23 protein-coding genes and 1 other RNA gene are annotated in these 24246 nt (G+C 67.2%); 13 read left to right on the top strand and 11 right to left on the bottom strand.

All coding sequences use genetic code 11. The features are described from left to right. Positions 1 to 8 precede the first annotated feature (8 nt). The 3 genes from AC06FB_RS02060 (at position 9) to AC06FB_RS02050 (ending at position 2645) form a co-directional block, all read left to right on the top strand. Positions 9 to 746 (top strand): SDR family oxidoreductase, encoded by a 738-nt coding sequence (locus AC06FB_RS02060; protein WP_053517458.1) that lies wholly within the window; start codon positions 9 to 11, stop codon positions 744 to 746. Beyond that, entirely contained in the window at positions 740 to 2161 is a 1422-nt protein-coding gene (locus AC06FB_RS02055; RefSeq protein WP_065174973.1) for an efflux transporter outer membrane subunit, read from the top strand. Before AC06FB_RS02060 ends, AC06FB_RS02055 begins: the two co-directional genes overlap by 7 nt. Positions 2162 to 2381: 220 nt before the next feature. After that, complete coding sequence (locus AC06FB_RS02050; RefSeq protein ID WP_461288410.1) at positions 2382 to 2645, top strand: hypothetical protein; 264 nt, start codon at positions 2382 to 2384, stop codon at positions 2643 to 2645. Between the two features lie 18 nt (positions 2646 to 2663). On the opposite strand, the gene AC06FB_RS02045 is transcribed toward AC06FB_RS02050, so the two are convergent. The 6 genes from AC06FB_RS02045 to ssrA form a co-directional block, all read right to left on the bottom strand. Beyond that, positions 2664 to 3518, bottom strand: a complete 855-nt coding sequence (locus AC06FB_RS02045; protein WP_461288409.1) for an endonuclease/exonuclease/phosphatase family protein — start codon at positions 3516 to 3518, stop codon at positions 2664 to 2666. A 109-nt stretch (positions 3519 to 3627) separates the two neighbouring features. Next, the gene (locus AC06FB_RS02040) at positions 3628 to 4332 is read right to left on the bottom strand and encodes a PA1136 family autoinducer-binding transcriptional regulator (RefSeq protein WP_197600414.1); all 705 of its coding nucleotides are present in this window, start codon (positions 4330 to 4332) and stop codon (positions 3628 to 3630) included. A 5-nt stretch (positions 4333 to 4337) separates the two neighbouring features. Beyond that, a complete protein-coding gene (gene hchA, locus AC06FB_RS02035) occupies positions 4338 to 5210 on the bottom strand; it encodes a glyoxalase III HchA (RefSeq protein ID WP_263177923.1) in 873 nt (290 codons plus the stop codon). Positions 5211 to 5335: 125 nt separating this feature from the next. Beyond that, the gene (locus tag AC06FB_RS02030; protein ID WP_053517465.1) at positions 5336 to 7345 is read right to left on the bottom strand and encodes an esterase/lipase family protein; all 2010 of its coding nucleotides are present in this window, start codon (positions 7343 to 7345) and stop codon (positions 5336 to 5338) included. A 285-nt stretch (positions 7346 to 7630) separates the two neighbouring features. Continuing rightward, positions 7631 to 9130 carry a S8 family serine peptidase gene (locus tag AC06FB_RS02025; RefSeq protein ID WP_229765817.1) on the bottom strand — a complete coding sequence of 500 codons (1500 nt, stop codon included), beginning with the start codon at positions 9128 to 9130 and terminating at the stop codon, positions 7631 to 7633. Between the two features lie 287 nt (positions 9131 to 9417). Continuing rightward, positions 9418 to 9771, bottom strand: a transfer-messenger RNA (tmRNA) gene (gene ssrA, locus AC06FB_RS02020). 229 nt (positions 9772 to 10000) lie between these two features. On the opposite strand from ssrA, the gene AC06FB_RS02015 reads away from it, so the two are divergent. Beyond that, complete coding sequence (locus AC06FB_RS02015; protein ID WP_053519702.1) at positions 10001 to 10573, top strand: hypothetical protein; 573 nt, start codon at positions 10001 to 10003, stop codon at positions 10571 to 10573. A 51-nt stretch (positions 10574 to 10624) separates the two neighbouring features. On the opposite strand, the gene smpB is transcribed toward AC06FB_RS02015, so the two are convergent. After that, positions 10625 to 11128 (bottom strand): SsrA-binding protein SmpB, encoded by a 504-nt coding sequence (gene smpB, locus AC06FB_RS02010; RefSeq protein WP_019661238.1) that lies wholly within the window; start codon positions 11126 to 11128, stop codon positions 10625 to 10627. Positions 11129 to 11185: 57 nt separating this feature from the next. Between smpB and AC06FB_RS02005 the strand changes: the two genes are divergently transcribed. Further along, the gene (locus tag AC06FB_RS02005; RefSeq protein WP_053519703.1) at positions 11186 to 11611 is read left to right on the top strand and encodes a type II toxin-antitoxin system RatA family toxin; all 426 of its coding nucleotides are present in this window, start codon (positions 11186 to 11188) and stop codon (positions 11609 to 11611) included. Positions 11612 to 11614: 3 nt separating this feature from the next. Further along, the gene (locus tag AC06FB_RS02000; protein ID WP_053519704.1) at positions 11615 to 11872 is read left to right on the top strand and encodes an RnfH family protein; all 258 of its coding nucleotides are present in this window, start codon (positions 11615 to 11617) and stop codon (positions 11870 to 11872) included. 36 nt (positions 11873 to 11908) lie between these two features. On the opposite strand, the gene AC06FB_RS01995 is transcribed toward AC06FB_RS02000, so the two are convergent. Beyond that, positions 11909 to 12301, bottom strand: a complete 393-nt coding sequence (locus AC06FB_RS01995; RefSeq protein WP_053519705.1) for an outer membrane protein assembly factor BamE — start codon at positions 12299 to 12301, stop codon at positions 11909 to 11911. A 103-nt stretch (positions 12302 to 12404) separates the two neighbouring features. On the opposite strand from AC06FB_RS01995, the gene fur reads away from it, so the two are divergent. After that, on the top strand, positions 12405 to 12812 hold the full coding sequence (fur, locus tag AC06FB_RS01990) for a ferric iron uptake transcriptional regulator (protein ID WP_053519706.1): 408 nt from the start codon (positions 12405 to 12407) through the stop codon (positions 12810 to 12812). Positions 12813 to 12867: 55 nt separating this feature from the next. On the opposite strand, the gene AC06FB_RS01985 is transcribed toward fur, so the two are convergent. Beyond that, on the bottom strand, positions 12868 to 14121 hold the full coding sequence (locus AC06FB_RS01985) for an SGNH/GDSL hydrolase family protein (RefSeq protein ID WP_478053328.1): 1254 nt from the start codon (positions 14119 to 14121) through the stop codon (positions 12868 to 12870). Positions 14122 to 14218: 97 nt separating this feature from the next. Between AC06FB_RS01985 and AC06FB_RS01980 the strand changes: the two genes are divergently transcribed. Further along, positions 14219 to 15136, top strand: a complete 918-nt coding sequence (locus AC06FB_RS01980; RefSeq protein WP_053519708.1) for a LysR family transcriptional regulator — start codon at positions 14219 to 14221, stop codon at positions 15134 to 15136. A gap of 43 nt (positions 15137 to 15179) precedes the next feature. Here the strand turns inward: AC06FB_RS01980 and recN are convergent, their stop codons facing one another. Continuing rightward, a complete protein-coding gene (gene recN / locus AC06FB_RS01975; RefSeq protein WP_180876309.1) occupies positions 15180 to 16841 on the bottom strand; it encodes a DNA repair protein RecN in 1662 nt (553 codons plus the stop codon). A gap of 114 nt (positions 16842 to 16955) precedes the next feature. Between recN and hrcA the strand changes: the two genes are divergently transcribed. From hrcA to dnaJ, 4 genes are all read left to right on the top strand, one after another. Continuing rightward, the gene (gene hrcA, locus AC06FB_RS01970) at positions 16956 to 18020 is read left to right on the top strand and encodes a heat-inducible transcriptional repressor HrcA (protein ID WP_053519710.1); all 1065 of its coding nucleotides are present in this window, start codon (positions 16956 to 16958) and stop codon (positions 18018 to 18020) included. Between the two features lie 63 nt (positions 18021 to 18083). Continuing rightward, positions 18084 to 18599: a nucleotide exchange factor GrpE gene (grpE, locus tag AC06FB_RS01965; RefSeq protein ID WP_053519711.1), complete on the top strand. Its 516-nt coding sequence runs from the start codon at positions 18084 to 18086 to the stop codon at positions 18597 to 18599. A 206-nt stretch (positions 18600 to 18805) separates the two neighbouring features. Continuing rightward, a complete protein-coding gene (dnaK, locus tag AC06FB_RS01960) occupies positions 18806 to 20728 on the top strand; it encodes a molecular chaperone DnaK (RefSeq protein ID WP_053519712.1) in 1923 nt (640 codons plus the stop codon). A gap of 153 nt (positions 20729 to 20881) precedes the next feature. Continuing rightward, complete coding sequence (gene dnaJ / locus AC06FB_RS01955) at positions 20882 to 22006, top strand: molecular chaperone DnaJ (RefSeq protein WP_053519713.1); 1125 nt, start codon at positions 20882 to 20884, stop codon at positions 22004 to 22006. A gap of 61 nt (positions 22007 to 22067) precedes the next feature. On the opposite strand, the gene AC06FB_RS01950 is transcribed toward dnaJ, so the two are convergent. Next, entirely contained in the window at positions 22068 to 22865 is a 798-nt protein-coding gene (locus AC06FB_RS01950; RefSeq protein WP_180876311.1) for an AraC family transcriptional regulator, read from the bottom strand. A 72-nt stretch (positions 22866 to 22937) separates the two neighbouring features. Here AC06FB_RS01950 and AC06FB_RS01945 point away from each other — a divergent pair, with 72 nt between their 5' ends. After that, the gene (locus AC06FB_RS01945; protein ID WP_164152967.1) at positions 22938 to 24137 is read left to right on the top strand and encodes an MFS transporter; all 1200 of its coding nucleotides are present in this window, start codon (positions 22938 to 22940) and stop codon (positions 24135 to 24137) included. Positions 24138 to 24246: the final 109 nt, after the last annotated feature.

Raw genomic sequence — 24246 nt, 5'->3', positions numbered from 1 at the left:
ATGAATCCATGAACACCCATCAGAACAAGATCGCGCTGGTTACCGGCGCTACCCGTGGCATCGGTGCCGAGACCGTGCGTCAGCTGGCGAAGGAAGGCGTGCACACGTTGCTGGCCGGCCGCAAGCGTGAGACGGCGGTGGAGCAGGCACTGAAGCTGCAGGCGGAAGGCCTGCCGGTGGAAGCGCTGCAGCTGGACGTTACCGACGCTGCGAGCATCGCCGACGCGGTCGAGCAGGTGCGCCAGCGTCACGGCCGGCTGGACATCCTGGTCAACAACGCCGGCATCATGATCGAGAACCCGGCACAGGCACCGTCGGAGCAGTCGCTGGATACGTGGCGTCGCACCTTCGACACCAATGTATATGCACTGGTGGCGGTGACCCAGGCGTTCCTGCCGCTGCTGAAGCAGGCCAAGGCCGGGCGCATCGTCAACGTGTCCAGCATCCTCGGCTCGCAGACCCTGCACGCCGACCCGGGTTCGGGCATCTATGACTTCAAGATTCCGGCCTACAACGCCTCCAAGGCGGCGGTGAACAGCTGGACGCTGGCCCTGGCATACGAGCTCCGCAGCTCGCCGATCAAGGTGAACACCGTGCACCCGGGCTACGTCAAGACCGACATGAATGGTGGCCACGGCGAGATCGAGATCGCCGAAGGTGCGCGTTCCAGCGTGCAGATGGCGCTGATCGGCCCTGAAGGCCCGAGTGGCAGCTTCACCTATCTGGGCGAGGTGCTGCCATGGTGATCCGCACCCTGGCGGTGGCCGTTTCCAGCCTCGTGCTGGCCGGCTGTGTCACCGTCGGTCCCAATTACAAGGCACCCCAGCAGGAGCCTGTCGTCCTGCAGGGCGCGGAGCAGCCGGTGTTCAGCACCACGTCGCCGGTTGCCAGCTGGTGGGCGCAGTTCGATGACCCGGTGCTGGAAGAGCTGGTGCACGGCGCACTGTCGAGCAATCTCGACCTGCGCGTGGCCGTGGCGCGTGTCAGCCAGGCGCGGGCGGTGTTCGTCGAAAGCCGCTTCGACCAGGCACCGCACGTGACCGCAGGCGGCAGTTACGATCGCCGCAAGCAACCCGATCCGCAGCTGGGTGGGCAGCGGGTGTTCAGTGAAAGCTACCAGCTCGGCTTCGATGCGGGCTGGGAGCTGGATCTGTTCGGCCGCAAGCGCCGTGCTGCCGAAGCGGCACGCGCTGATCTGGGGGCCGAGCAGGCCAACCTGGCCGATGCGCAGGTACTGGTTGCCGCCGAAGTGGCACGCAACTACTTCGAGCTGCGCGGCACGCAGAAGCGCATCGCCGTGGCCCAGCACACACTGGTCAATCTGCGTGATACGCAGAAGCTGACCGAGGCGCGCTGGGAACTGGGTGCCGGCAGCGAGCTGGATGTGCAGAGCAGCCGTGCCCGGCTGAAGGCGATCGAGGCCGATATTCCCCTGCTGGAAGTGGCCGAGACGCAGTCCCGCAATCGCCTGGCGGTGCTGCTGGGCCAGCGCCCGGAAGTACTGGCCGACATGCTCGCGCCGCATGAGGTGCCGGCGTTCGCCAAGCCGTTGCCGCTGGGCGATACCCGCGAACTGCTGCGCCAGCGTGCCGACGTGCGTGCGGCCGAGCGGCGGCTGGCAGCCGCCACGGCACGGGTGGGGGTGGCAACGGCCGATCTGTTCCCGCGGTTGTCGCTTTCCGGTTTCGTCGGCTTCCTCGGCGGCGACGCCAATGGCCTGGTCAACGGCAGCAACAAGGCCTGGTCGCTGACGCCGTCGTTGAGCTGGGCGGCCTTCGATTTCGGAACCGTGCGCGCACGTCTGCGTGCCAGCAAGGCCGAGGCCGAGGGCGTTGCCGCGCAGTACGAGCAGACGGTGCTGCTGGCACTGGAAGACACCGAGAACGCGCTGACACGCTACTCCAAGCAGCAGGCACGGCTGGCGATCGTGGTGGAGCAGGCGCAGGCCGCACGACGAGCCGAGTCGCTGGCGCAGATCCGCTATCGCGAGGGCTCGGAAGACTTCCTGACCCTGCTCGACGCGCAGCGCACCCAGCTGGCCGCCGATGATGCACTGGCGGCCGCCGAGGCGGAGGTCAACGTCAGCGTAGTCGGCGTATACAAGGCGCTGGGTGGTTGGGGCCAGTCCCCGCAGGCGCCGAGCGTGGCACAGGTGAATTGACCGGACGGGGACGGCGGCAGTGGCCTCCGTCCTCGTTTCCGGTCAGGGCCACCGATGGGCGGGCGCCTGCCGCCCTGCCATGCCGTCCTCCACACTTTGCGAACTCAGGCAGGGCAGCGCGGCGTGAGCCGTGGACACCGTCACATTCGTGACGCTTCTGACTCTCCCGGAAGCGCCTTCTGCCGTGTAACAAGTGGGGCGGGCCATCAGAGGACAGGCGATGACGGACGGCAAGCGGGATACCCAACGAATGTTGTTCGGCGATCCGGGACCACCCGGTGCAGGACTGTCCGTCGCGGTGGTCGTTCTGCTGGTGCTGGCGATGCTGGCCGCGGCCATCGGCTTCGCGCGGCTGCCGGACTCCATGCTGGGCCTGGGCCTGATCGGCGTGGCCGTGCTGCTGGCCATCGGCGCTCGCATCTGCCAGGCGCGCGATCAGCACCAGGCGCTGTATCGCCTGTTGGCGCGGCAGCCGCCGCGGTGAACGCGGCGGCAACCCGACTCAGGGCCGGGGCCAGTCCAGCTCGACCACCAGCGGGAAGTGATCCGAGGGCAGCACGCCGTCGATGCGACGGTCATCGGTCAGGAAGCTGCGCGCACGGAAGCCTCTCACCAGTACCCAGTCCAGCTGCGTGGTGGCCTTGCCGGTGAAATCATGGAAGGTCAGGCGCGGCCCCTGGGGAGACGCCACCTGGGTGCGTGCGTCCTGCAGAACGCGGGTGAGCGTCGCGTAGGTTCCGCCCCCGGGTTCACTGTTGAAGTCGCCCGTCAGCACCACCGGCAGATCCGGCGGCAGCGTCGCCACCCGCCTGCCGATCAGCTCGGCTCCCTTGACCCGGCGCGGTTCGTCTTCGTCGCGATAGGGCAGGTGGGTGTCCATGAAGTAGAAGCGGCGGCCATCGTCAAGGCGACGGAACAGGGCCCAGGTCACCATGCGCGGGTACAGGTTGCCCCAGGTGATGCTGCCGGCGACCTCCGGTGTATCGGACAGCCAGAAGTTGCCTGATTCCTCCACGGCCAGCACCCGCGTGTCGTAGAACACGCCCGTGTGCTCATCGCCGCTGCCACCGCGCCGTCCTTCACCGAACCACGCGTAGCCGGGCAGGTGGCCGGCGAGATAGTCGGCCTGTTCCTGTACCAGCTCCTGGGTGCCGATCACGGCCGGGCGGGCATCCAGGATGACCTTGACCATCGCATCGCGGCGATCCGGCCAGCGCTTGCCTGGCGCGGTGTCGGCCGGGGTGCGGACATTGAAGGACATCACCTTCAGCGGCGCAGGGGCCGCCGCCCAGGCGATGGCGGGAAGAGCGAAGGCCAGCAGCGCACACAGCGCAGGGCGACGGAAACGCGACAGCATCGTGGAATCCCTCCATTCCATGTAAACGATTCCATGAAGGATGGCACGGATTGGCAGGGGAGGGTATGCCGGGATGGGTCATTGGCGTGGCGGCTGCACGGGGGCCCGCTCAGTCTTCGATCTCGCCGCGTCGCGCGGCCGCGCGCACGGCCTGCGCCGTCGTCGCAACGCCCAGGCGCTGGCGCGCGCGGCGCAGGTGGTTCTCCACGGTGCGCGCGGACAACCCCAGCGTGGCGGCGATCTCCGCCTGGCGCCGGCCGGCTGCGACCCAACGCAGAACCTCGCGTTCCCGCGTGCTCAGTTCGCCCAGGGGGCGTTCAGCCGGTGCTTCGGCCAGCCGGCGGGCGGCGCGGAATGCTGCTGTGCCGGCAGACTCCAGCAGCAGCCGGGCAGGCGCGGAAGCGTCGATGATCGTTCCGGCGAAACTGATCGCCCCTTCCAGCCCCGTGGTTCCGAACACGGGTACCTGCAGGCCATGCAGGCCGTCGCCGCGGGGGTGCCTGACCACCTGGTAGCGGGCCCCCCTTACGCCGTCGCGCTTGCTCCAGAAGAACGGGGCATCGCTGTCGAGCACGTGGCGGTTGACCGGGCAGGCATGCAGGTAGCGGGCAAGATCGGTCTCACGCCCTTCGCCCAGCCAGTCGCCCTCGATCCAGTACACGCGGTGTGCGCCGCGTTCCACCCCGGTGCCGGCCGCAAACACCAGCACGCGATCGTAGCCGAGGGGCGCGGCGATCGAGCGAAGCAGCGCGCCGATCCCGGCGATCGAACGCGCCTGCTCCAGTTCCAGCAGCATGGGCACCAGCGCGGCCACGGTGTTCAGCGACCTGCCAGCGCGTCCAGCAGGGTGCGTGCGGCCAACTGGCCGAGTGCATTGCCGGCCAACGGACTATCGCCTGTCAGCAGCAGGCGATCCTGCAGCACGCTGCCGTCAATACCCTCGTTGACGATCTGCACGCCCTGCTGCGCGAGCTTTTCACCGAAGAACCACGGCAGTTGCCCGGGCATGTAGCCGATGTCCGGCGTCTGCCGGTCCATCGCATCGGGGAAGGCGCAGATGCGGTAGCCACGGAACAGCGAATCACCGCCCGCTTCATCGATCCCGGCAGCCAACAGCGCTGCAGGGCCGTGGCAGAGCGTGATGATGTAGCGCTGCTGCGCCATCGCCCAGTGCAGCGCCTTGCTGACCGCGCGGCTCTCCGGCAGACCGATCAGTGCACCATGCCCGCCCGGAATGAAGATGGCTGCATAGTCCGACGCCGCGTCCAGCGAGGCCACGATGTCGTCCAGCACCTTCGGCTGGCGGAACCGCGCCAGGTAACGTTCGTACAGACCGCCGATGTCGCGGTCCTCGCCGGGGAACGCCCACCATTCGAACTTCACGGCGTTGCCGGACAGGGTTGCCACATCGAAGTCGAAGCCGGCCTTGTCCAGGTGATACATCGGCAACAGCGTTTCGACCGGGTGATTGCCGGTGGAGAACAGGTGGCCGTTGGCGGTCGGCAGGTAGCGCTCATCGGCGCCGATCATCAGTATCTTCCAGCGGCCATCCCGGCGTGCGTCGGCATAGTCCGCGCCGGACAGATTGCTGGTGGGTGACGTGAACTGCGAGAGCGACCAGGGCGAGGGAAAGAAGGCATCGCGCTCGGCCGGATCGGGACGGGGTTGGCGGCTGAGGTCCTGGGTGTTCATGTGGCTGGCCTGCTGTCGGGGAGGTGCGGCCAGCATAGGAGGCACTGTGCGTACGTGCGATGAGGGATTTCCCGCAACGGCTGACCCGCCGTCTCCGCCGGTGGCGGAACGGCGATCAGCCTGCGCTATTCATCGCGCCGGTCGTGTGCCTGCATGTCTTCATGCAGGATGCGCCTGAGCTCGACGATGGCGGGCGTGGCTTCCTGCACGCTGTGACCGGACACGATCACCTTCTCCGATTCGGCGAACGGCAGGTGCGAACTCCAGTACGGCACCAGTCCGTCGCTGGTCTGCTCCAGCGGTCCATCGGCTTTGGCGCGCGCGATGATGGAGTGATAGCGCACGCTCGGGGACATCGGTAGATCGGCGACGGCCTTGACGAAGGGGTCATCCTTGTCGAGATTCTGGATGCTGTTCATCTGGTAGCCGTGCTTGCCGTCGTCGCGGTCGACGTGGCCGTCGTTGGCGATCGTCGCCACGTCCTCCAGCACGGTCAGTGGCAGCCGTACCAGACGGCCGATCCAGCGCCCGAGGCGGGTGCCGGCGACGTCGGTGCCGCGATGCGGTGTGGCAATGAATACCACCCGTGAAATCTCCGGCTCCGGCTTGAACGTGAGCACCGGCGCGCCGCGGGTGCGCAGCAGCTCGCGCTGTGCCGGCGTCATCTGCGCGGTTGCCAGCAGGGTCTCGACCAGATGGTCGCCGGACGAAGACACCATCAGCCGCGAGATCACTCCGCCCATGCTGTGCCCGACCAGCACCATGTCATGCGAGGCCGCGGCCTTTCCGGTGGGATCGAAGTGCTGCAGCACATCGGCCAGCATGTGGCGGATCGCATCGTGGCTCATCGCGATGGGCATGTTGGTCGGGTAGTAGAACTGCCACACCTGGAAGTCCCGGCGGATCTCATCGTCGCGCATCAGCTCGTTGGCGACGTTGACCCATGCCTCCGGGCTGCTTGCCAGGCCGTGGATCATCAACAGCACGCGGCGCTTCGGGTCGTAGGGCTGCATCATGTACAGATGCGGCGTATCGATGCCGCCCTTGCTCCCGAATAGCGAGCGCAGCGATTGCCGGCTGAAATTGGAGCGTGCGAGCCACAGCGCGTAGCCTGCCGTGAAGTTGGCCGCCAGTGGCACCTGCTGGCCATGCAGGGTGACTTCCGAAACCTGGTAGGGATCGTGGATCTCCACCTCCGGCTCGTCGTCGTGCAGCACTTCCCACAGGTTGTCGCCGGAGAACCGCAGCAGCACCGACATCGAGGGTGAAGGCATTTCGCTCCAGCTGCGCTGTACCGGCGCAGCGGCGCTGGCCGCGGCAGCCGGCGTGTCCACGTCGCTGCCGGGATCATCCATCACCGCCACCAGCTCGGCGCCGAAGCCATCTCGGCGATGCACGCTGCGCAGGGTGCCGGTGAACGAGAGCGCTGCGGCGGGAACCAGCTCCCTCGGCGTACGCTCGTCCAAGGGCGAGCCGTCGTCCGATGGCGCCAGCACAAAGGTCCATCGACCCAGCTGGAAGCGGCTGGTGTCGCTGTGCACCCGGCCGGTAGCGTAGGCCTCGAACAGCTGCACGGAGGCTTCCTGCACGGCCAGGTTGTAGTAGTCCCGCACCTGCGTCTGGCGATCCTCGAAACCCCGCTGGTTGGCGGTGCGCTCGGTGAAGAACAGATAGGCGTAGGCCTGCCTTGCAACCTGCATCCACGCATCCAGACGCGGCTGGAACCCGGCGTCCAGTTCGGTGACCACGGCCTTGGCGCGGCCTTCCGCGGAGTACTCGCGCTTGGGGGCGGGCAGGGTCAATGCGTACTGCAGCCAGAGTTCGGCCAGGGCCGAGCGCTTGTCTTCCTCGCGCACGACGATGCTGGCCTCCATTGCATCGATGCAGGGCGGACCGGGCCTGGCGCAGACACCCTCGTCCAGCCCGGCCACGCGCAGGGTTTCCAGGGTGGCCGAGCTGAGCTTGCCGGTGGTGAGGATGTCACCGCGCTTGAGCGCGATGTACTGGCCGGGGGTAACCGAGGCGACCTGCACCGAGGGCCCGAACTGGCGCAGGGTGGCGCAGCCGCTCAGCGCCAGCAGCAGGGTGAAGACGAGAGCCGTGCGGCCGACGATGCCCATTCCCGTGGTTGCCATACGATCCTCCTGCGCGGTCGCGCCACTCTAGCGGGAGGCATGTCAAGGCGGAAGCGGCGTGCGCCGGTTCCTTCAGCGGCCGGTCGTCAATCGTCCAGATCGCTGTTGCGGATTGCCAGGACCACCGCAGCAGTACATGCCAGGACACCGAGCAGGAAGCCGATGGCCATGCCGTCGAACCAGTTCATGGGTTTCGTGCCGGGAATGTGGGAGACGGTGGCCTGTGGATCTGACCGGCGGGCAACGCATGGCGCAGCGGCTGTGGCGGGCCGCTGCGCCCGGGCCTCAGTTGCTGGCCTCCCTGACAGCTTCTGCGGCGTCGATGATGCCCGGACCGCAACCCCCCGGGCAGTTGGCCGCCGCGATCGGATGGGCGGTGCGGCGCAGGATGTCCTTGACCTGGCTGGTGGTCTTCGGCACCGGTGCCACCGCCTGCATCAGCGCGACGACGCCGGCCACGTGCGGTGCCGCCATCGAGGTGCCGGACATGAAGTCAAAGGCATTGTTGCCCACCGTGGACAGAACGCCCTGCGCCGGATGCTGGCGGGTCGGTGCGCAGTTGGTCGAGTTCGGCGGTGTGGCCAGGGGCAGGAACTCGCCCACCGAGGCGCGGCACGACCACGTCTCGCCACCGGGCGCGGTGATATGGATGCCTGCACCGTAGTTGGAGTAGAACGCGCGGCGCCCGCCCTGGTCGTTCGCGGCTACCGCGATCACGCCGTTGCAGTTCGCCGGTGCGAACTCGGACACATCGAGGTTGCTGTTGCCCGCCGCGACCACCACGAGGGTGCCGGTGGCCGTGATGTCGTCGATCGCATCCTGCTCGGCCGGCGAGCAGGGCCGACGGCCGCCCAGGCTGAGATTGATGACCTCGGCCGGGTTGGCATTGGCGGGAACACCCGGCACGGCGATGCCAGCGCTCCAGAGCATGCCGTCGATGATGTCATCCGAGCCGCCATTGCCCTGGTTGCCCAGCACGCGTACCGGTACGACCTTCGCGTTGTAGGCCACGCCTGCCACGCCGATCTGGTTGTTGGTTACCGCCGCGACGGTTCCCGCAACGTGGGTGCCGTGCGCGATGCCCGAGGCATCGAAGGCATCCGCATCGCGGCCATCGCCATCGTCGGAACCGCCACAACCGGGATTCAGCCCGCCCAGGATGCACTGCAGATTGCTGAACGGCCGGGTGGAGGAAATCATGTCGTAGCCCGGCAGCAGGTTCGGCTGCAGGTCGTTGTTGTCGAGATAGCCCGAATCGATCACCGCCACCACGACCCCTTGGCCGGTGGAGCGATCCCATGCCGCCGGCACGCGTGCGCCACTGACGGGATTGCTGTAGTGCCACTGTTCGGCGTAACGCGGATCGTTGGGCGTGGCGAACGCACTCATCATGAAGTTCGGCTGCACGTATTCGACGTCCGGGTCGTCGGCGATGCGCTGCATCAGGATCTCGGCCTCCGGACGATCCAGTGCCTTGTCTGTCCTGATCACATCGGCGCCGCCACCCATGCGGCGCTGATGCGCCACCGCCGCAGCCTGCGCCGCACCCACCGAGCGCTTGCTGCGCTGCTGCGCGCCCAAGCGCTGTTTCAGCGCATCCTGGGCGGTGTCGGCAGAGACGCGTTTGCGGCTGCCATCGCGGTACTTGACGATGAAACTGCTGTACTGCTGGTTGTTGTCCATGCCCCGTGTCCACACCCGTTCGGTGGATTGGGCGAAGGCAGGGGCACTGGCCAGGACCAGGGTGATGGCACTGGCAAGGGAAACCCGAAGCGACGTACGCATGAATACAGTTCCTTTGTGAAAGGTGCGATGAGCCGGTCGTGCCCTGGGGGCTCGACTCGAGATGAAGGGGGTATGTCCGCGCGGTCTCCTTTCTGATGGCGACCTTGAACGAACGGCTTCGCAGACCGTTCTCCCCCAGTGCGGGGGTAGGAAATTTCTGAACTGATTTACCGATGTCGAGATCGACACGCGCGGCGAGCGGTGTATACCGCAAGCAATAAAAAAGCCCGGAGATCCCCTTCTGGCGGGAATGTCCGGGCTTCTCCGGTCCTTGAAGGACCGCTCGTTGGTGGAGGTGGGCGGAATTGAACCGCCGTCCGAAGGCACTCCATCCCCAGCACTACATGCTTAGCTCGCCGTTGAATCTCGTCCCCGAACAGCACGGCGTGCAAAGCGCATCCGGGAACCAGCCTGTTGTGTTCTAGTGCCGGACTGACAGGCAGCCGTCCAGCGCGATTCCATGATAGTGACTCTACACCGCGAGCATGGACACAAGCGGTTTCGAGGCTTAGGCCTTAAGCGGCCAGAGCGTAGTTGTCGTCGTTGGCAACTAGAGTTTTGCAGCTGGATTTACGAGGAAAGCTACCCCCTCGGCATGCGCCAGGCGACTTCACAACCCCCGTCGAAACCAATGCACCCCCGGTTTCTACAGTGCTGCAAGGTACAGGGCCGATTCCGTGTCACCACGGGCAGGGCCTGCCCAACGGTTGTCATGCTACGGCAAAACAGCTGAACAGTCACCTCGCGCGGCCGGTCAATCCGCAACACGTTGTACTGCCTGTGTCATAGCGGATTGCTAACGTCTCCGGCACGGATTTGCGACACACTGGTCGTGACCATCCAGGGCAGGACAGAAACGGGAGACTGTGGGTGACCGACGCGATGCAACAGCGCAGCCTGCGCCAGCTGGTGGGCCCGGTCGGGGCCGACTATCAGCGACGGGCGTTGCCTCCCGGTTGGGTCTGGGCGCTGCTGGCGGTACTGCTGGCGGCGACCTGGCTGACCGAACTGCCGGCCACCGCAGCGGTGGCGCTGGTCGCCAGCGCAGTGGTGGTGCATTGGCCGCAGCGTGGGCGCACCCATTGGCTGGGCTGGCGGCTGCCGGCGCTGGCGGTACTGGCGGCGTTGCTGTGGGGGCCGGACGTGCTGGCGCAGTGGTTCGAGCACGGCCTGGCGCTGACCTTGATGACATTGGCCAGCCTCAGCATCGGCGTTCACGTGTGGCAGTCGCGGCAGCTGGCGCGCCAGCTGCAGGGTGCAGCCGATGCGCTCGACGATACGCAGCTGCTGGCCCTGCTGCCGGCCGATGCAGCCCAGCTCGCCCAGCAGTGGCGGGCGGGCGATGATCGCCACGCGCCGGAACTGGCGGTGGTGATGCACCTGGCCGTGATGCACGCGGCCCTGGCGCCGCGCGCGCGCGGGCAGGGCATGCTGGCCGGTTGATGGCCCGGGCCGCCGGGCATCGCCCGGCGCCACATGGCGGCGGGGCCTGCCTCAGGCGTCGCGGTTGCCGCGCCGCATCACCCGCTGCTTCTCGATCGCCCAGTCGCGATCCTTGGCCGCATCGCGCTTGTCGTGGTTCTGCTTGCCCTTGGCCAGCGCGATCTCGAGCTTGATCTTGTTCTTGCTCCAGTACATCGCGGTCGGCACGATCGTATAGCCATCACGCTCGACCTTGCCTATCAGCTTGTCGATCTCGTTCCGGTGCAGCAGCAGCTTGCGCTCGCGCCGATCCTCGGCCACCACGTGGGTGGAGGCCTGGATCAACGGAGTGATCTGTGCGCCGATCAGGTAGATCTCGCCACGCTTCACGTAAGCGTAGGCGTCGATGATGTTGCCGCGCCCCGCCCGGATCGACTTGACCTCCCAGCCCTGCAGGGCGAGCCCGGCCTCGAAGCGCTCTTCGATGTGGTACTCGTGGCGGGCACGCTTGTTCAGCGCGATGGTTTTGTTGGCCGTCGCGCTCTTTGCTTTATCCTTGCCGCTGTTCTTGCTCATTTCCGTATTGTCTCCGATTCGGGCCCGCCCGGTCGATTGCCGAAACGTCCCGTATACATGCCTACTATCCGCCGCAGCGCCCTGGTCGAACATTCGGCCGCGCGCATGTTCGACCTGGTCAACGACGTCCAGGCTTATCCGCGCCGCTTCCGCTGGTGCTCCGATGCCCGCATCCTGGAGCAGGGCGAGGACCGGCTGGTGGCGCGTCTGGACCTGGGCCTGGGTTCGTTCAGTACCTGGTTCCAGACCGAGAACACCCTGCAGCGCCCGCACAGCATCGACATGCAGCTGCGCGACGGTCCCTTCAAGCAGCTTCATGGCCGTTGGGAATTCCACGCGCTGGCCGAAGACGCCTGCAAGGTGACGCTGACCCTGGAATTCGAACCCAGCTCACGGCTGCTGGGCCCGGCGCTGGCGATCGGCTTCCAGGGTCTGGCCGATCGCATGGTCAACGATTTCGTCCGGGTTGCCGACGAGGACTGAGCGATGATCGAGGTCGAGGTGGTGCTTGCCTGGCCGCAGCGGGTGCTGTCACGCCGGTTGCAGCTGGAAGAGGGCGCCACGGTTGCCGATGCGATCGCCGCTGCCGCTCTTGAGGGCAGTGCCGGCTGCCCGGCTGCCGCCGTGCATGGTGTGCTGGCCCGCCCGCAGCAGGCACTGCTGGATGGGGACCGGGTCGAACTGCTGCGCCCGCTGCAGGCCGATCCCAAGGACAACCGCCGGCGTCGCGCGCTCGGCGGTTGAGGGCCAGGGCCCGTCCGTCGGAACGGGCTGGCGGCCTCAGCGGCCCTTCTTCTTCTTGTCCTTCGGCAGGTTGCGGCCGAACTGGCGGACGGTCTGCTGGGCCAGCGCCTTGTCGTTGGCCGGGAAATAGTCACCCTCCCAGCGCGTCACGGCGTCGTTCTCGAAATACACGGTGAAGTTCTTCACTTCCGTGCGGCCGAGACGGTCGACCCGCTGGCTGGAGGTGTAGTCCCAGCGCTGGGCATGGAACGGGTCCGGCACGGAGGGCGTGCCCAGCAGCGCGTTCACCTGCTGCTTGCTTTGCCCGACCTGCAGCTTGGCCACGGCATCTTCCCGGATCAGGTTGCCCTGATAGATGGGTTGCTTGTAGATGATGCCGCACCCGGTGGTGGACAGGGCGACGGCGGCGACCAACAGGAGATTGCGCATCGGGACTGGCGGTTGGGGAAATCGAACCGATGATACACTCCCGGCGTGCCACCGCGACCCAATCCGAGGCAGCTGGCGCTAAATCGCCAATGAACGGAGACCTATGGAAACCCACGACCTGCGTAAAGTCGGCCTGAAGGTAACCCATCCACGGATGCGGATCCTGGCGCTGCTCGAGCAGCGCACTGCCCAGCACCACATGACCGCCGAAGACATCTACCGCCAGCTGCTGGAGCATGGTGACGAGATCGGCCTGGCCACGGTGTACCGGGTACTGACCCAGTTCGAGGCTGCCGGCCTCGTGCTCAAGCACAATTTCGAAGGCGGCCAGGCCGTCTATGAACTGGACCGCGGCGGCCATCACGATCACATGGTCGATGTGGACAGCGGCAAGATCATCGAGTTCGAAAGTACCGAGATCGAGGAACTGCAGCGCAAGATCGCGGCCGATCACGGCTATGAGCTGGAAGAACATTCGCTGGTGCTGTACGTGCGCAAGAAGCGCAGATAGGCACCCCCTGCGTGCCGGTTGCGACGAGACCCCGGGCTGGCCCCGGGGTTTTTCGTCAGCGCGGCGGAGTGACCGCCGGGTGCGATGGCGGCATCAGCATCCGCTGATCCACGGCCTCGGCCATGGCCCGGTTGCCGGCATCGCCCGGATGCAGATGGTCGCCTGAATCGTAGGCGGCGGCCATCCGTGAGGGATCGGCGGGGTCGCGCAGCACTGCATCCAGGTCGATCACCGCATCGAATGGGCTGTCCTGCCGCAGCCAGGCATTGAGCTGCTGGCGCAGTGCGTCCTTGTGCGGCTGGTAGTAGTCGTCCAGCGGGGTGCCGGGCAGGGCACCGGCGAACGGCGGCAGGGTTGCGCCGACAATGCGCAGTCCATGGCGATGGGCCTGTCCGGCCAGGCTGCGATAGCCGGCCTGCAGTTCGGCGAGCCCGGGCCGGTCCTGGCCGCGCGCGAACGCTGTGCCCGGCCAGCTGATGTCGTTGATGCCGATCAGCACGATCACACTGGCGACACCGGGCTGGTCGAGGACATCGCGCGGGAAGCGGGCCAGGGCGGATTCCCCCATGCCGTCGCGCAGCAGGCGTCCGCCGGAGATGCCGGCGTTGACCACTGCGATTCCCTGCGGTGCCAGCCGTGCGGCGAGATGGTCCGTCCAGCGCTGGTCCTGGTCGAGGCTGGCCGTTGCGCCATCGGTGATCGAGTCGCCGATCACCACCACGCTGCGCGCGCGGGCTGCGGTTTCGACGTCGATGCCGGACAGCAGCAGGCGGGCCGTGGTACTGCGGGCCCCGTCCAGGTCCGCAGCCAGGCTCTGGTCACCCAGCGCGATCCAACTGGTCTGCCGGCCCTCCCAGTGGAACGTCCGCAGCGGCGTGGGCTGTGGCAGATGGATGCTGACCTGCAGCGACTGCAGGTTGCGCGTGGGCAGTGGCAGCGCGTCGCTGAGCCGGTCCTGGCCAGGCGCGATCAGCACGCCGGGCTGGCCATCGAAGGTCAGCGCCTGCGGCACCTCGCCCGGATGTGCCGCCAGGGTGGCCCGGCCCACCCTCAGTGGCTGTGTCCCGTAGGCGTTGCTCAAGCGGACACGCAGGCGCGAGCCGCCCAGGCTGATGCGGACGGTCTGGCGGAAGGTCTGGTCGGCCAGCTCTGCGGGGATCAGCGTCGGAAACAGGAAGTCTGCCTGCCAAACCGGTTGTGGACTGGCTTGCCAGCTGGCCACCCAGTGCCGGGGAGGGGCGGCCGTGGCGCTGGCTGCTGCGGACAGGGTGAGCAGGGCAGCGGTGGTCAACGTGCTCAGGCGGTTCATCGGAAGGGTCCGTCGGAAGGAGGGGCCATGGTGTCCCTGCCGCTTTCTGTGAACTAGACTGCGCCTGGATAATCATCTGTGAACTGGATTCATCACCATGGCGCGACCCGACATCAATCGCTCCGGCGAGCTGGAAGTGTTCGTGAGGGTGATCGAAACCGGCGGATTCTCCGCGGCGGCCCGCAGCCTGGACATGACGCCCTCGGCGGTCAGCAAGCTGGTGGCGCGGCTGGAGCAGCGGCTGGGCACGCGCCTGCTGCAGCGATCCACCCGCCAGCTGCAGCTGACCCCGGAGGGCTGCGCCTTCTACGAGCGCGGGCTGCGCGTGCTTGCTGACCTGGAAGAGGCCGAGCGCTGTGCGAGCGCGCATGCCGAACCGCGCGGGCGGCTGCGGGTGAATGCCAACGTGCCCTTCGGCCAGCATTTCCTGCTGCCGTTGCTGCCCATGTTCCTGCAGCAGCACCCGCAGGTGGGGGTGGATCTGACCCTGACCGATGAAGTGATCGATCTGCTCGAGCAGCGCACCGATGTGGCCGTGCGGGCCGGTCCGCTGAAGAGTTCCAGCCTGGTGGCACGACGGTTGGGGGCGACGCGGATGATGATCGTGGCCTCACCCGGCTATGCGCAGCGACACGGTCTGCCTGGCAACGTCGACGACCTGCAGACGCACAACCGGCTGGACATCGGCCATGCGCGGGCGATGCAGGGGTGGCCGCTGCTGCAGGGCGGCCAGGTGCTGCGCGTGCCCACCAGCGGCAATGCGCGCGCCAGCAACGGCGATGCCCTGCGGCAGCTGGTGCTGGGAGGGCTCGGGCTGGCCCGGCTGGCCGCGTTCCAGGTCAGGGACGACATAGCGGCCGGGCGGCTGCTGCCGGTGCTGGAAGAGGCCAATCCCGGCGATCTGGAAGAGGTGCACGCGGTATTCCTGGGGCAGGGTGGCTATCTGCCGCTGCGGGTGCGTGCGTTCCTGGATTTCCTGGTGGAAAAGGTGGATCTGGCGCGGCCGCTGGGGTGAACCTGCGGTGGGACGGACCGGGCGTCGCTCGGCGCCGCCGGCGTCAGACCTGCAGCAGCTTGCGGGCGGCGGCGCGCGCTTCCTTGCTCACTTCGACGCCACCGAGCATGCGTGCCAGTTCTTCCTCGCGTGCCTTGAGGTCCAGCTTCTCCACCGCACTCTGGGTCATGCCTTCCACCGGTGCCTTGCTGACCCGGTAGTGGGCATGGCCCTTGGACGCGACCTGCGGCAGGTGGGTCACGCACAGCACCTGGCGCTTCTCGCCAAGGGCGCGCAGTTTCTGGCCGACGATGTCGGCCACCGCGCCACCAATGCCCGAGTCGACTTCGTCGAACACCATGGTCGGCACGGCGTCCAGGTCGAGCGCGGCCACTTCGATTGCCAGCGAGATGCGCGACAGTTCGCCACCCGAGGCCACCTTGCGCAGGGCGCGTGGTGGTTGACCGGCATTGGCCGCGACCAGGAACTCCACGCGTTCGGCGCCCTGCGGGTCGGGCTTGCCGCCGTCCTGGGGTTCCAGCTCGATCAGGAACTGGCCACCGCCCATGCCCAGCTCGGCGATGATGCCGGTGGTGGTGGTCGACAGCGCGGCCGCCGCACTGCGCCGGCTTGTGGTCAGTGCTTCGGCCTGCACCCGCCAGGCGGCCGCGGCCTTGTCGATCTCGCCGGCCAGGCGCTGCAGCCGTTCGTCGGCGCCGCGCAGCTGCTCCACTTCGGCATGCATGCGCTCGCGCTGCGCGCCCAGTTCGTCCATCGGCACGCGATGCTTGCGCGCAAGGTCGTGCAGGCGGCCGAGACGGCGCTCGTTCTCCTCGAACTGCTCGGGGTCGGCATCCAGGTCGTCGTGCACGCGGTCGAGCAGGGACAGGGCTTCGTGCAGCTGGATCGACGCGTTTTCGATCAGGCTGTCCACCTCGCCCAGGCGCGGGTCGTGTTCGATCAGCCGGGCCAGTTCGTGCCGCACCTGCTGCAGCTGATCCAGCGCCGAGCTGCCCTCGTCGCCGTTGAGCTGGTTGCTGGCGGCCTGGCAGGCGGTCAGCAGCGCGCTGGCATGGGCCTGGCGCCGATGGCTGGCGCCCAGCGCGAGGATCGATTCGGGCTCCAGATCCTCACGGTCCAGTTCGCGCAGCTGATGCTCGAGGAAACCGATACGGTCACTGACGTCGCCCTGCTGCGACAGCGCCAGGGATTCATCGACCAGTGCCTGCCAGGCGGCTGCGGCGCGGCGGACCTGACGGCGCTCTTCCTCGTTGCCGGCATAGGCATCGAGCAGGGCCAGCTGGGAAGGACGCGCCAGCAGGGCCTGCTGTTCATGCTGGCCGTGGATTTCCACCAGCAGCGCGGCCAGTTCGCCCAGCTGGGCGAGGGTGACCGGGCGGCCGTTGATCCAGGCCCGCGAACCGCCGTCGGCGCGGATCACGCGGCGCAGCTGGCACTGGTCCTCATCGTCCAGCTCGTTGTCGGCCAGCCACTGGCGTGCGGCCTGCAGATGCTCCAGCGCGAACTCGGCCGACAGCTCGGCACGGGCGGCACCGTGGCGGACCACGCCACTGTCGGCGCGCAGGCCGGACAGGAAGCCCAGCGCGTCGACCATCAGCGACTTGCCGGCGCCGGTCTCGCCTGAAACCACGGTCATGCCAGGCCCGAATTCAAGTTCGGTAGCGCGGACGACGGCGAAATCCTTGATCGATAGGTGTCTGAGCATGGGTCTGGGGGTATCTGAGCCGCGCAACGCTAGCACGCGCACGCGGGCGGTCCAATGGCTTGCCAAGGTGATCCGGCGCCATTATCTAGTCTCCGTGTCTCACAGGTTGATTCCATGCACGGTTCCGCCGACCAACTCGCCCCGCGCGCGCGCCATCTGCTGCGCACGCTGATCGCGCGCCACATCCAGGATGGTGAGCCCGTGGGCTCGCAGACGCTGGCGCGCGTGGCCGGGCTGGAAGTCAGCCCGGCCACCATCCGCAACATCCTCGGCGACCTGGAGGACCTGGGCCTGCTGGCGTCGCCGCATACCTCCGCCGGGCGGATCCCGACCGCGCATGGCTACCGGGTGTTTGTCGACAGCCTGCTGCAGATGCAGCCGCCGGGCGAGGGCGAGCTGGCCCGCTTGCGCCAGGAACTGGCCGGTGGCGGCAGCACCCAGGCCCTGCTCGGCAGTGCCTCCGAGCTGCTGTCGGCGATGAGCCACTTCGTCGGCGTGGTCAGCGCGCCGCGGCGCGAGCAGTTCGCCTTCCGCCAGATCGATTTCGTGGCGCTGGACGGCCGCCGGGTGCTGGCGATCCTGGTGTTCGCCGACAACGAGGTCCAGAACCGGGTGATCGAAACCCGCCAGGACTTCGCGCCGGGCCAGCTGGAGCAGGTCGCCAATTACCTCAACGCCCATTTCGCCGGGCTGCCGCTGGCGGAGATCCGGGCGCGCCTGCTGCTGGAGCTGCGCGATGCCCGCTCCGAGCTGGAGCAGCTGCTGGCGCACAGCATCGAACTGGCCGAGCAGGCCCTGCAGCCCGCGGCCGACGACATGCTGGTGGCGGGCCAGACCCGCCTGATGGGGGTCCAGGACCTGTCCGACCTGGAGCGCCTGCGTGAACTGTTCGAGCTGTTTTCCAGCAAGCGCGAGATCCTGCAGCTGCTGGAGCGGACCATCCAGGCCCCGGGCGTGCGCATCTTCATCGGCGAAGAGACCGGGATGATGCCGCTGCAGGGCGTTTCGCTGGTGACCGCCCCGTATGCGGCCAACGGGCAGGTGCTGGGCGTGCTGGGGGTGATCGGGCCGAAGCGGATGGCCTACGACCGCATGATCCCGCTGGTACAGGCCACCGCCGACGTGCTGGGCGCGGCCTTTTCACCGACCGGGCGCGGATCCGGTGCCGCGGACGCTTGAAACGCAGCATCCCGCCCACACTAGGGTGGGTGGAGGCGGGGAGTGACCGCCAGGGACCCAGACATGAACCACGAACATCCAGATTTCGAATCCCAGCAGAGCGCCGCCGACGCGGCCGCCGCAGCAGGCGTCAATGACGAAGTGGAGCGCCTGCGCGCGGAAGTCGAGCAGGTCAGGGCCGATGCGCTGCGTGAGCGCGCCGACCTGGAGAACCAGCGCAAGCGCGTGGCCCGCGACATCGAGCAGGCCCGCAAGTTCGCCAACGAGAAGCTGCTGGGCGAACTGCTGCCCGTGTTCGACAGCCTGGATGCCGGCCTGAAGGCCGCCGGCGACGACCCGCACCCGCTGCGCGAGGGCCTGGAGCTGACCTACAAGCAGCTGCTGAAGGTCGCCGCCGACAACGGCCTGGTCCTGATTGACCCGACCGGCCAGCCGTTCAACCCGGAGCACCACCAGGCGATCAGCCAGGTGCCGGCCCCGGACGCCGCCCCGGGCAGCGTGGTGACCGTGTTCCAGAAGGGCTATCTGCTCAACGAGCGCCTGCTGCGGCCGGCGCTGGTGGTGGTGGCCGCCGACTGAGCGGTCGATCCGGGAGCGGCCGCCGGGCATGGCCCGGCGCTACCCCCGGATCGTCATCGCCGGGCCATGCCCGGCGAACCTTGAACGGCTGAACACAGCGTTCGGGAGATGGCTTGAATGTTCCACGAGCCTCCCCCACATCCCATTCATCCACCGGCCGAGCGGCCGGACTGACATCCACACAGCATTTCTCAGGAGTCTCCCCCATGGGCAAGATCATTGGTATCGACCTCGGCACCACCAACTCGTGCGTGGCGATCATGGACGGCGGCAAGGCCCGCGTCATCGAGAATTCGGAAGGCGATCGCACCACCCCGTCGATCGTCGCCTACACCAAGGACGGCGAAGTCCTGGTCGGTGCCTCGGCCAAGCGCCAGGCGGTGACCAACCCGAAGAACACCTTCTACGCGGTGAAGCGCCTGATCGGCCGCAAGTTCACCGACGCCGAGGTGCAGAAGGACATCGCCCACGTCCCGTACAGCATCCTTGCCCATGACAATGGTGATGCGTGGGTGGCCACCAGCGACGCCAAGAAGATGGCGCCGCAGGAAATCTCGGCCAAGGTACTGGAGAAGATGAAGAAGACCGCCGAGGATTTCCTCGGTGAGAAGGTCACCGAAGCGGTCATCACCGTGCCGGCCTACTTCAACGACAGCCAGCGCCAGGCCACCAAGGATGCTGGCCGCATCGCGGGCCTGGACGTCAAGCGCATCATCAACGAGCCGACCGCGGCCGCGCTGGCCTATGGCCTGGACAAGGGCGACAACAAGGATCGCAAGATCGTTGTGTACGACCTGGGCGGCGGTACCTTCGACGTCTCGGTGATCGAGATCGCCAACGTCGACGGCGAGAAGCAGTTCGAAGTGCTGGCCACCAACGGCGACACCTTCCTGGGCGGCGAAGACTTCGACAACCGCGTCATCGAGTACCTGGTGGAAGAGTTCAACAAGGACCAGGGCATCGACCTGCGCAAGGATCCGCTGGCCCTGCAGCGCCTGAAGGACGCTGCCGAGCGTGCCAAGATCGAGCTGTCCAGCGCCCAGCAGACCGAAGTGAACCTGCCGTACGTCACCGCTGACGCGTCGGGTCCGAAGCACCTGAACATCAAGCTGACCCGCGCCAAGCTGGAAGCGCTGGTGGAAGACCTGATCAAGAAGTCGATCGAGCCGTGCCGCGTCGCCCTGAACGATGCCGGCCTGCGTTCGAGCGACATCAGCGAAGTGATCCTGGTCGGCGGCCAGACCCGCATGCCGAAGGTGCAGCAGGCGGTGACCGAGTTCTTCGGCAAGGAGCCGCGCAAGGACGTCAACCCGGACGAAGCCGTGGCACTGGGTGCGGCGATCCAGGGTGGCGTGCTGGGCGGCGACGTCAAGGACGTGCTGCTGCTGGACGTGACCCCGCTGTCGCTGGGCATCGAAACCATGGGCGGCGTGTTCACCAAGATCATCGAGAAGAACACCACCATCCCGACCAAGGCCTCGCAGGTGTTCTCCACCGCCGAGGACAACCAGTCGGCCGTGACCGTGCACGTGCTGCAGGGTGAGCGCGAACAGGCCCGCTTCAACAAGTCGCTGGCCAAGTTCGACCTGTCCGGCATCGAGCCGGCGCCGCGTGGCCTGCCGCAGGTGGAGGTGTCCTTCGACATCGACGCCAACGGCATCCTGCATGTGTCGGCCAAGGACAAGAAGACCAACAAGGAACAGAAGGTCGAGATCAAGGCCGGCTCGGGCCTGTCCGAGGAAGAGATCGCGCGCATGGTCGCCGACGCGGAAGCCAACCGCGAAGAAGACAAGAAGTTCCAGGAGCTGGTGCAGGCCCGCAACCAGGCCGATGCCCTGATCCACGGCACCCGCAGCGCCATCACCGAGCACGGCAGCAAGGTCGGCGGCGATGTCATCGGCAAGGTGGAAGCGGCTCTGGCCGATCTTGAAACCGCGATGAAGGGCGACGACAAGGCACAGATCGAAGCCAAGTCGAAGGTGCTGGAGGAAGCCGGCCAGTCGCTGTTCGCCGCAGCGTCGGCAGAGCAGGGCGGTGCCCCGGGCGCCGATGCCGGCAATGCGGGCAAGGGCAACGACGACGTGGTGGACGCCGAGTTCACCGAAGTCAAGGACGACAAGAAGTCCTGATCCGGACCGACGCGGGACGCTGCCTGGCAGCGTCCCGTTGTCGCATCAGGGTCCTGACCGCCTCCGGCGCGTCGGGGCGCCCGACGCAAGAGCGGACCTGGTTCCGCTCTTCCGCTTTGACGAATCCCGACATTCCGGAAGCCGATTCACGATATGAGCAAGCGCGATTACTACGAAGTGCTGGGCGTGGCCCGCACCGCCAACGAAGAAGAGCTGAAGAAGGCTTACCGCCGCTGCGCGATGAAGTTCCATCCGGACCGAAATCCGGGTGATGCGGCCGCCGAAGCCTCCTTCAAGGAGTGCAAGGAAGCCTACGAGGTGCTGTCCGACGGCAACAAGCGCCGGATGTATGACAGCCACGGTCATGCCGCGTTCGAGCACGGCATGGGCGGGGGCGGTCCGGGTGGTCCGGACATGAACGATATCTTCGGCGACATCTTCGGCAACATCTTCGGTGGTGCCGGCGGCGGTCCGCGCCAGGCACGCCGCGGTGCCGACATCGGTTACGTGATGGAGCTGGACCTGGAAGAAGCGGTGCGTGGCGTCGAGCGCCGCATCGAGATCCCGACGCTGGCCGAATGCGGCGATTGCGATGGCAGTGGCTCGGAAGACGGCAAGGTGGAGACCTGCAACGTCTGCCACGGCCGCGGCCAGGTGCGCATCCAGCGCGGCATCTTCGCCATGCAGCAGGCCTGCCACAACTGCGGCGGCCGCGGCCAGATCATCGCCAAGCCCTGCAAGACCTGCCACGGCAATGGCCGTGTCGAGGAAGACAAGGTGCTGTCGGTGAAGGTGCCGGCGGGCGTCGACACCGGCGATCGCATCCGCTTGGCTGGCGAGGGCGAAGCGGGGCCGGCCGGCACGCCGCCGGGCGACCTGTACGTGGAAGTGCGCGTGCGCGAGCACCCCATCTTCCAGCGCGATGGCGACGATCTGCATTGTGAAGTGCCGATCCGCATCTCGCAGGCGGCGCTCGGCGATACCGTGCGCGTGGCGACGCTGGGTGGCGAAGCGGAGATCCGCATTCCGGCAGAGACCCAGACCGGCAAACTGTTCCGCCTGCGCGGCAAGGGCGTGCGTTCGGTGCGCAGCCGCAGCGAGGGCGATCTGTATTGCCGCGTGGTGGTCGAGACGCCGGTCAACCTGACCAACGACCAGCGCAGGCTGCTGGAGCAGTTCGAGGCCACCTTCGTCGGTGAGGAAGCGCGCAAGCACTCGCCGAAGTCCGCCACCTTCATGGACGGCGTGAAGGGCTTCTGGGACCGGATGACGTCCTGAATTTTCAACGCAAGCGTTGAACGGTAGCGCCGGGCCATGCCCGGCGTTTCTGTGCATGGGGTCAGCGGAAGAACGCCGCCGGGGTCTGCCCCAGCTGGCGCTTGAACATGCTGGTGAACGCGCTGGGGCTGTCGTAGCCCATCGCCAGTGCGACATCGATGACCTTCTCGCCGGTCGCCAGCCGTTCCATTGCCGCCAGCAGCCGCGCCTGCTGCCGCCACTGGCCGAAGGTCATGCCCAGTTCGTTGGCGAAGTGGCGCTGGATGGTTTTCACATCCACTTCCAGTGCCTGCGCCCAGTCCTGCAGCGTGGCGTCATCGCCGGGGTGCTTCTGCAGGTGCCGGCAGATCCGCTGCAGGCGCGGATCGGCAGGCGCGGGCAGATGCAGCGGCAATACGTCCATGCGATGCAGCTCGTCCAGCAGAAGGCGCACCACGCGGCCATCGCGGCTGTCTTCGATGTGCTCGCCCTTGATCAGGGTGGCTGCCTGCAGCAGTTCGCGCAGCAGCGGTGCCACCTGTACCGCGAACGGTTCGGCCGGCAGTTGCGGGGCGAATGACGGGTCGATGTACAGGCTGCGCATGTGCACGGCGGCAATGCAGTCCACCGCGTGCACCATGCCGGCCGGCATCCAGATCGCACGGGTGGAGGGCACGACCCAGCGACCGACCTCCGAGCGCACCACCATCAGCCCGGAGATGGCATAGACCAGCTGGTGGCGCTGGTGCTTGTGGCCTGCGATATGGGCGCCGGCCGGGTACTGGGTAACCCGGTAGGTGACCGGGCGATGCAGCGGCACATCGCGCCACGGCGCAGCCGGATCGACGTCACCGCCAATGTCCTTTTTGCGATAGGCCATGACCCGAACGCGGCAGAAGGGAGGGGAAGGCAACCGTAGCATGCGGAACCGCCCCCAAATCTGACTGCGTCCATGTCGACTCTTGCTTCCCCTGCAACGACCTCCCGCCCGGTGGCGCCCGGCGTACTGGCCGCCATTTCCACCTCGCATGTCGTCAACGACATGATGCAGTCGCTGATCCTGGCGATCTATCCGGTCATCAAGGGCGGCTTCAATCTCAGCTTCACCCAGATCGGCCTGATCACGCTGACTTACCAGCTCACCGCGTCGATCTTCCAACCGCTGGTGGGGATGCATACCGACCGCCATCCAGCGCCGTACTCGTTGCCGATCGGCATGGCCTCGACGCTGTGCGGGATGCTGCTGCTCGGCTTCGCGCCGAACTATGCGATGGTCCTGATGGCCGCCGCGCTGGTCGGCATCGGATCGGCGATCTTCCACCCGGAAGCGTCGCGCATCGCACGGCTGGCGTCCGGCGGGCGCCATGGCTTCGCACAGTCGGTGTTCCAGGTCGGCGGCAACTTCGGTACCGCGCTGGGGCCGCTGATTGCCGCCGCCGTGATCGTGCCGTACGGCCAGCATGCGGCCTCATGGTTTGCCGGTGCTGCGCTGGTCGGCATCGCCCTGCTGACCTATGTGAGCCGCTGGTATGCGCTGCACCTGGGCGCACCCCGCCCGGCCGGCGTGGCGGCGGTGGCGTCGCGGCATCCTCCGCGCACCGTGGCCAAGGTGCTGGCGATCCTGCTGGTGCTGATCTTCAGCAAGTACTTCTACATGGCCAGCATCGGCAGCTACTTCACCTTCTACCTGATCCACCATTTCGGCATTCCGGTGGCGCAGGCGCAGCTGCATCTGTTCGCGTTCCTGGTGGCTTCGGCGGCGGGTGGCTTCCTGGGCGGTCCGCTGGGCGATCGCATCGGCCGCAAGCCGATCATCTGGACCTCGATCCTGGGCGTGGCGCCGTTCGCACTGGCGTTGCCGCATGCGGATCTGCTGTGGACCACGGTGCTGGCGGTGCTGATCGGTTTCGTGTTGTCGTCTGCCTTCTCTGCCATCGTGGTCTATGCGCAGGAGATGATGCCGCACCGGATCGGCATGGTGTCGGGCCTGTTCTTCGGTTTTGCGTTCGGCATGGGCGGCCTGGGCGCGGCGGTGCTGGGCCTGCTGGCGGACAGGACCAGCATCGAATACGTCTATCACCTGACGGCGTTCCTGCCGCTGCTCGGCATCGTGGCGGCATGGCTGCCGCCGTCGCGGCCTGCTGCTCACTGAGGGAGGGTGGGTTTGCAGGGCTTGCAGCCCTGCACCTGCAGAGGCAACGGCAACAACCGAAGCGCGCTATCCGTGGATTGGCGGGGTGGGTCCGGTTGCGGGGGACGCT

The organism is Stenotrophomonas sp. Steno-C15 (assembly GCF_056393265.1).
The sequence above is the reverse complement of the archived record's forward strand: the minus strand, read 5'-3'. Positions and strand labels throughout refer to the sequence as shown.

Excerpts from the sequence above, each read along its gene's own strand:
- AC06FB_RS02060 (WP_053517458.1), top strand. The coding sequence starts at position 9 with ATGAACACCCATCAGAACAAGATCGCGCTGGTTACCGGCGCTACCCGT.
- AC06FB_RS02055 (WP_065174973.1), top strand. The coding sequence starts at position 740 with ATGGTGATCCGCACCCTGGCGGTGGCCGTTTCCAGCCTCGTGCTGGCC.
- AC06FB_RS02050 (WP_461288410.1), top strand. The coding sequence starts at position 2,382 with ATGACGGACGGCAAGCGGGATACCCAACGAATGTTGTTCGGCGATCCG.
- AC06FB_RS02045 (WP_461288409.1), bottom strand. The coding sequence starts at position 3,518 with ATGCTGTCGCGTTTCCGTCGCCCTGCGCTGTGTGCGCTGCTGGCCTTC.
- hchA (WP_263177923.1), bottom strand. The coding sequence starts at position 5,210 with ATGAACACCCAGGACCTCAGCCGCCAACCCCGTCCCGATCCGGCCGAG.
- AC06FB_RS02030 (WP_053517465.1), bottom strand. The coding sequence starts at position 7,345 with ATGGCAACCACGGGAATGGGCATCGTCGGCCGCACGGCTCTCGTCTTC.
- AC06FB_RS02025 (WP_229765817.1), bottom strand. The coding sequence starts at position 9,130 with ATGCGTACGTCGCTTCGGGTTTCCCTTGCCAGTGCCATCACCCTGGTC.
- smpB (WP_019661238.1), bottom strand. The coding sequence starts at position 11,128 with ATGAGCAAGAACAGCGGCAAGGATAAAGCAAAGAGCGCGACGGCCAAC.
- AC06FB_RS02005 (WP_053519703.1), top strand. The coding sequence starts at position 11,186 with ATGCCTACTATCCGCCGCAGCGCCCTGGTCGAACATTCGGCCGCGCGC.
- AC06FB_RS02000 (WP_053519704.1), top strand. The coding sequence starts at position 11,615 with ATGATCGAGGTCGAGGTGGTGCTTGCCTGGCCGCAGCGGGTGCTGTCA.
- AC06FB_RS01995 (WP_053519705.1), bottom strand. The coding sequence starts at position 12,301 with ATGCGCAATCTCCTGTTGGTCGCCGCCGTCGCCCTGTCCACCACCGGG.
- fur (WP_053519706.1), top strand. The coding sequence starts at position 12,405 with ATGGAAACCCACGACCTGCGTAAAGTCGGCCTGAAGGTAACCCATCCA.
- AC06FB_RS01985 (WP_478053328.1), bottom strand. The coding sequence starts at position 14,121 with ATGAACCGCCTGAGCACGTTGACCACCGCTGCCCTGCTCACCCTGTCC.
- AC06FB_RS01980 (WP_053519708.1), top strand. The coding sequence starts at position 14,219 with ATGGCGCGACCCGACATCAATCGCTCCGGCGAGCTGGAAGTGTTCGTG.
- recN (WP_180876309.1), bottom strand. The coding sequence starts at position 16,841 with ATGCTCAGACACCTATCGATCAAGGATTTCGCCGTCGTCCGCGCTACC.
- hrcA (WP_053519710.1), top strand. The coding sequence starts at position 16,956 with ATGCACGGTTCCGCCGACCAACTCGCCCCGCGCGCGCGCCATCTGCTG.
- grpE (WP_053519711.1), top strand. The coding sequence starts at position 18,084 with ATGAACCACGAACATCCAGATTTCGAATCCCAGCAGAGCGCCGCCGAC.
- dnaK (WP_053519712.1), top strand. The coding sequence starts at position 18,806 with ATGGGCAAGATCATTGGTATCGACCTCGGCACCACCAACTCGTGCGTG.
- dnaJ (WP_053519713.1), top strand. The coding sequence starts at position 20,882 with ATGAGCAAGCGCGATTACTACGAAGTGCTGGGCGTGGCCCGCACCGCC.
- AC06FB_RS01950 (WP_180876311.1), bottom strand. The coding sequence starts at position 22,865 with ATGGCCTATCGCAAAAAGGACATTGGCGGTGACGTCGATCCGGCTGCG.
- AC06FB_RS01945 (WP_164152967.1), top strand. The coding sequence starts at position 22,938 with ATGTCGACTCTTGCTTCCCCTGCAACGACCTCCCGCCCGGTGGCGCCC.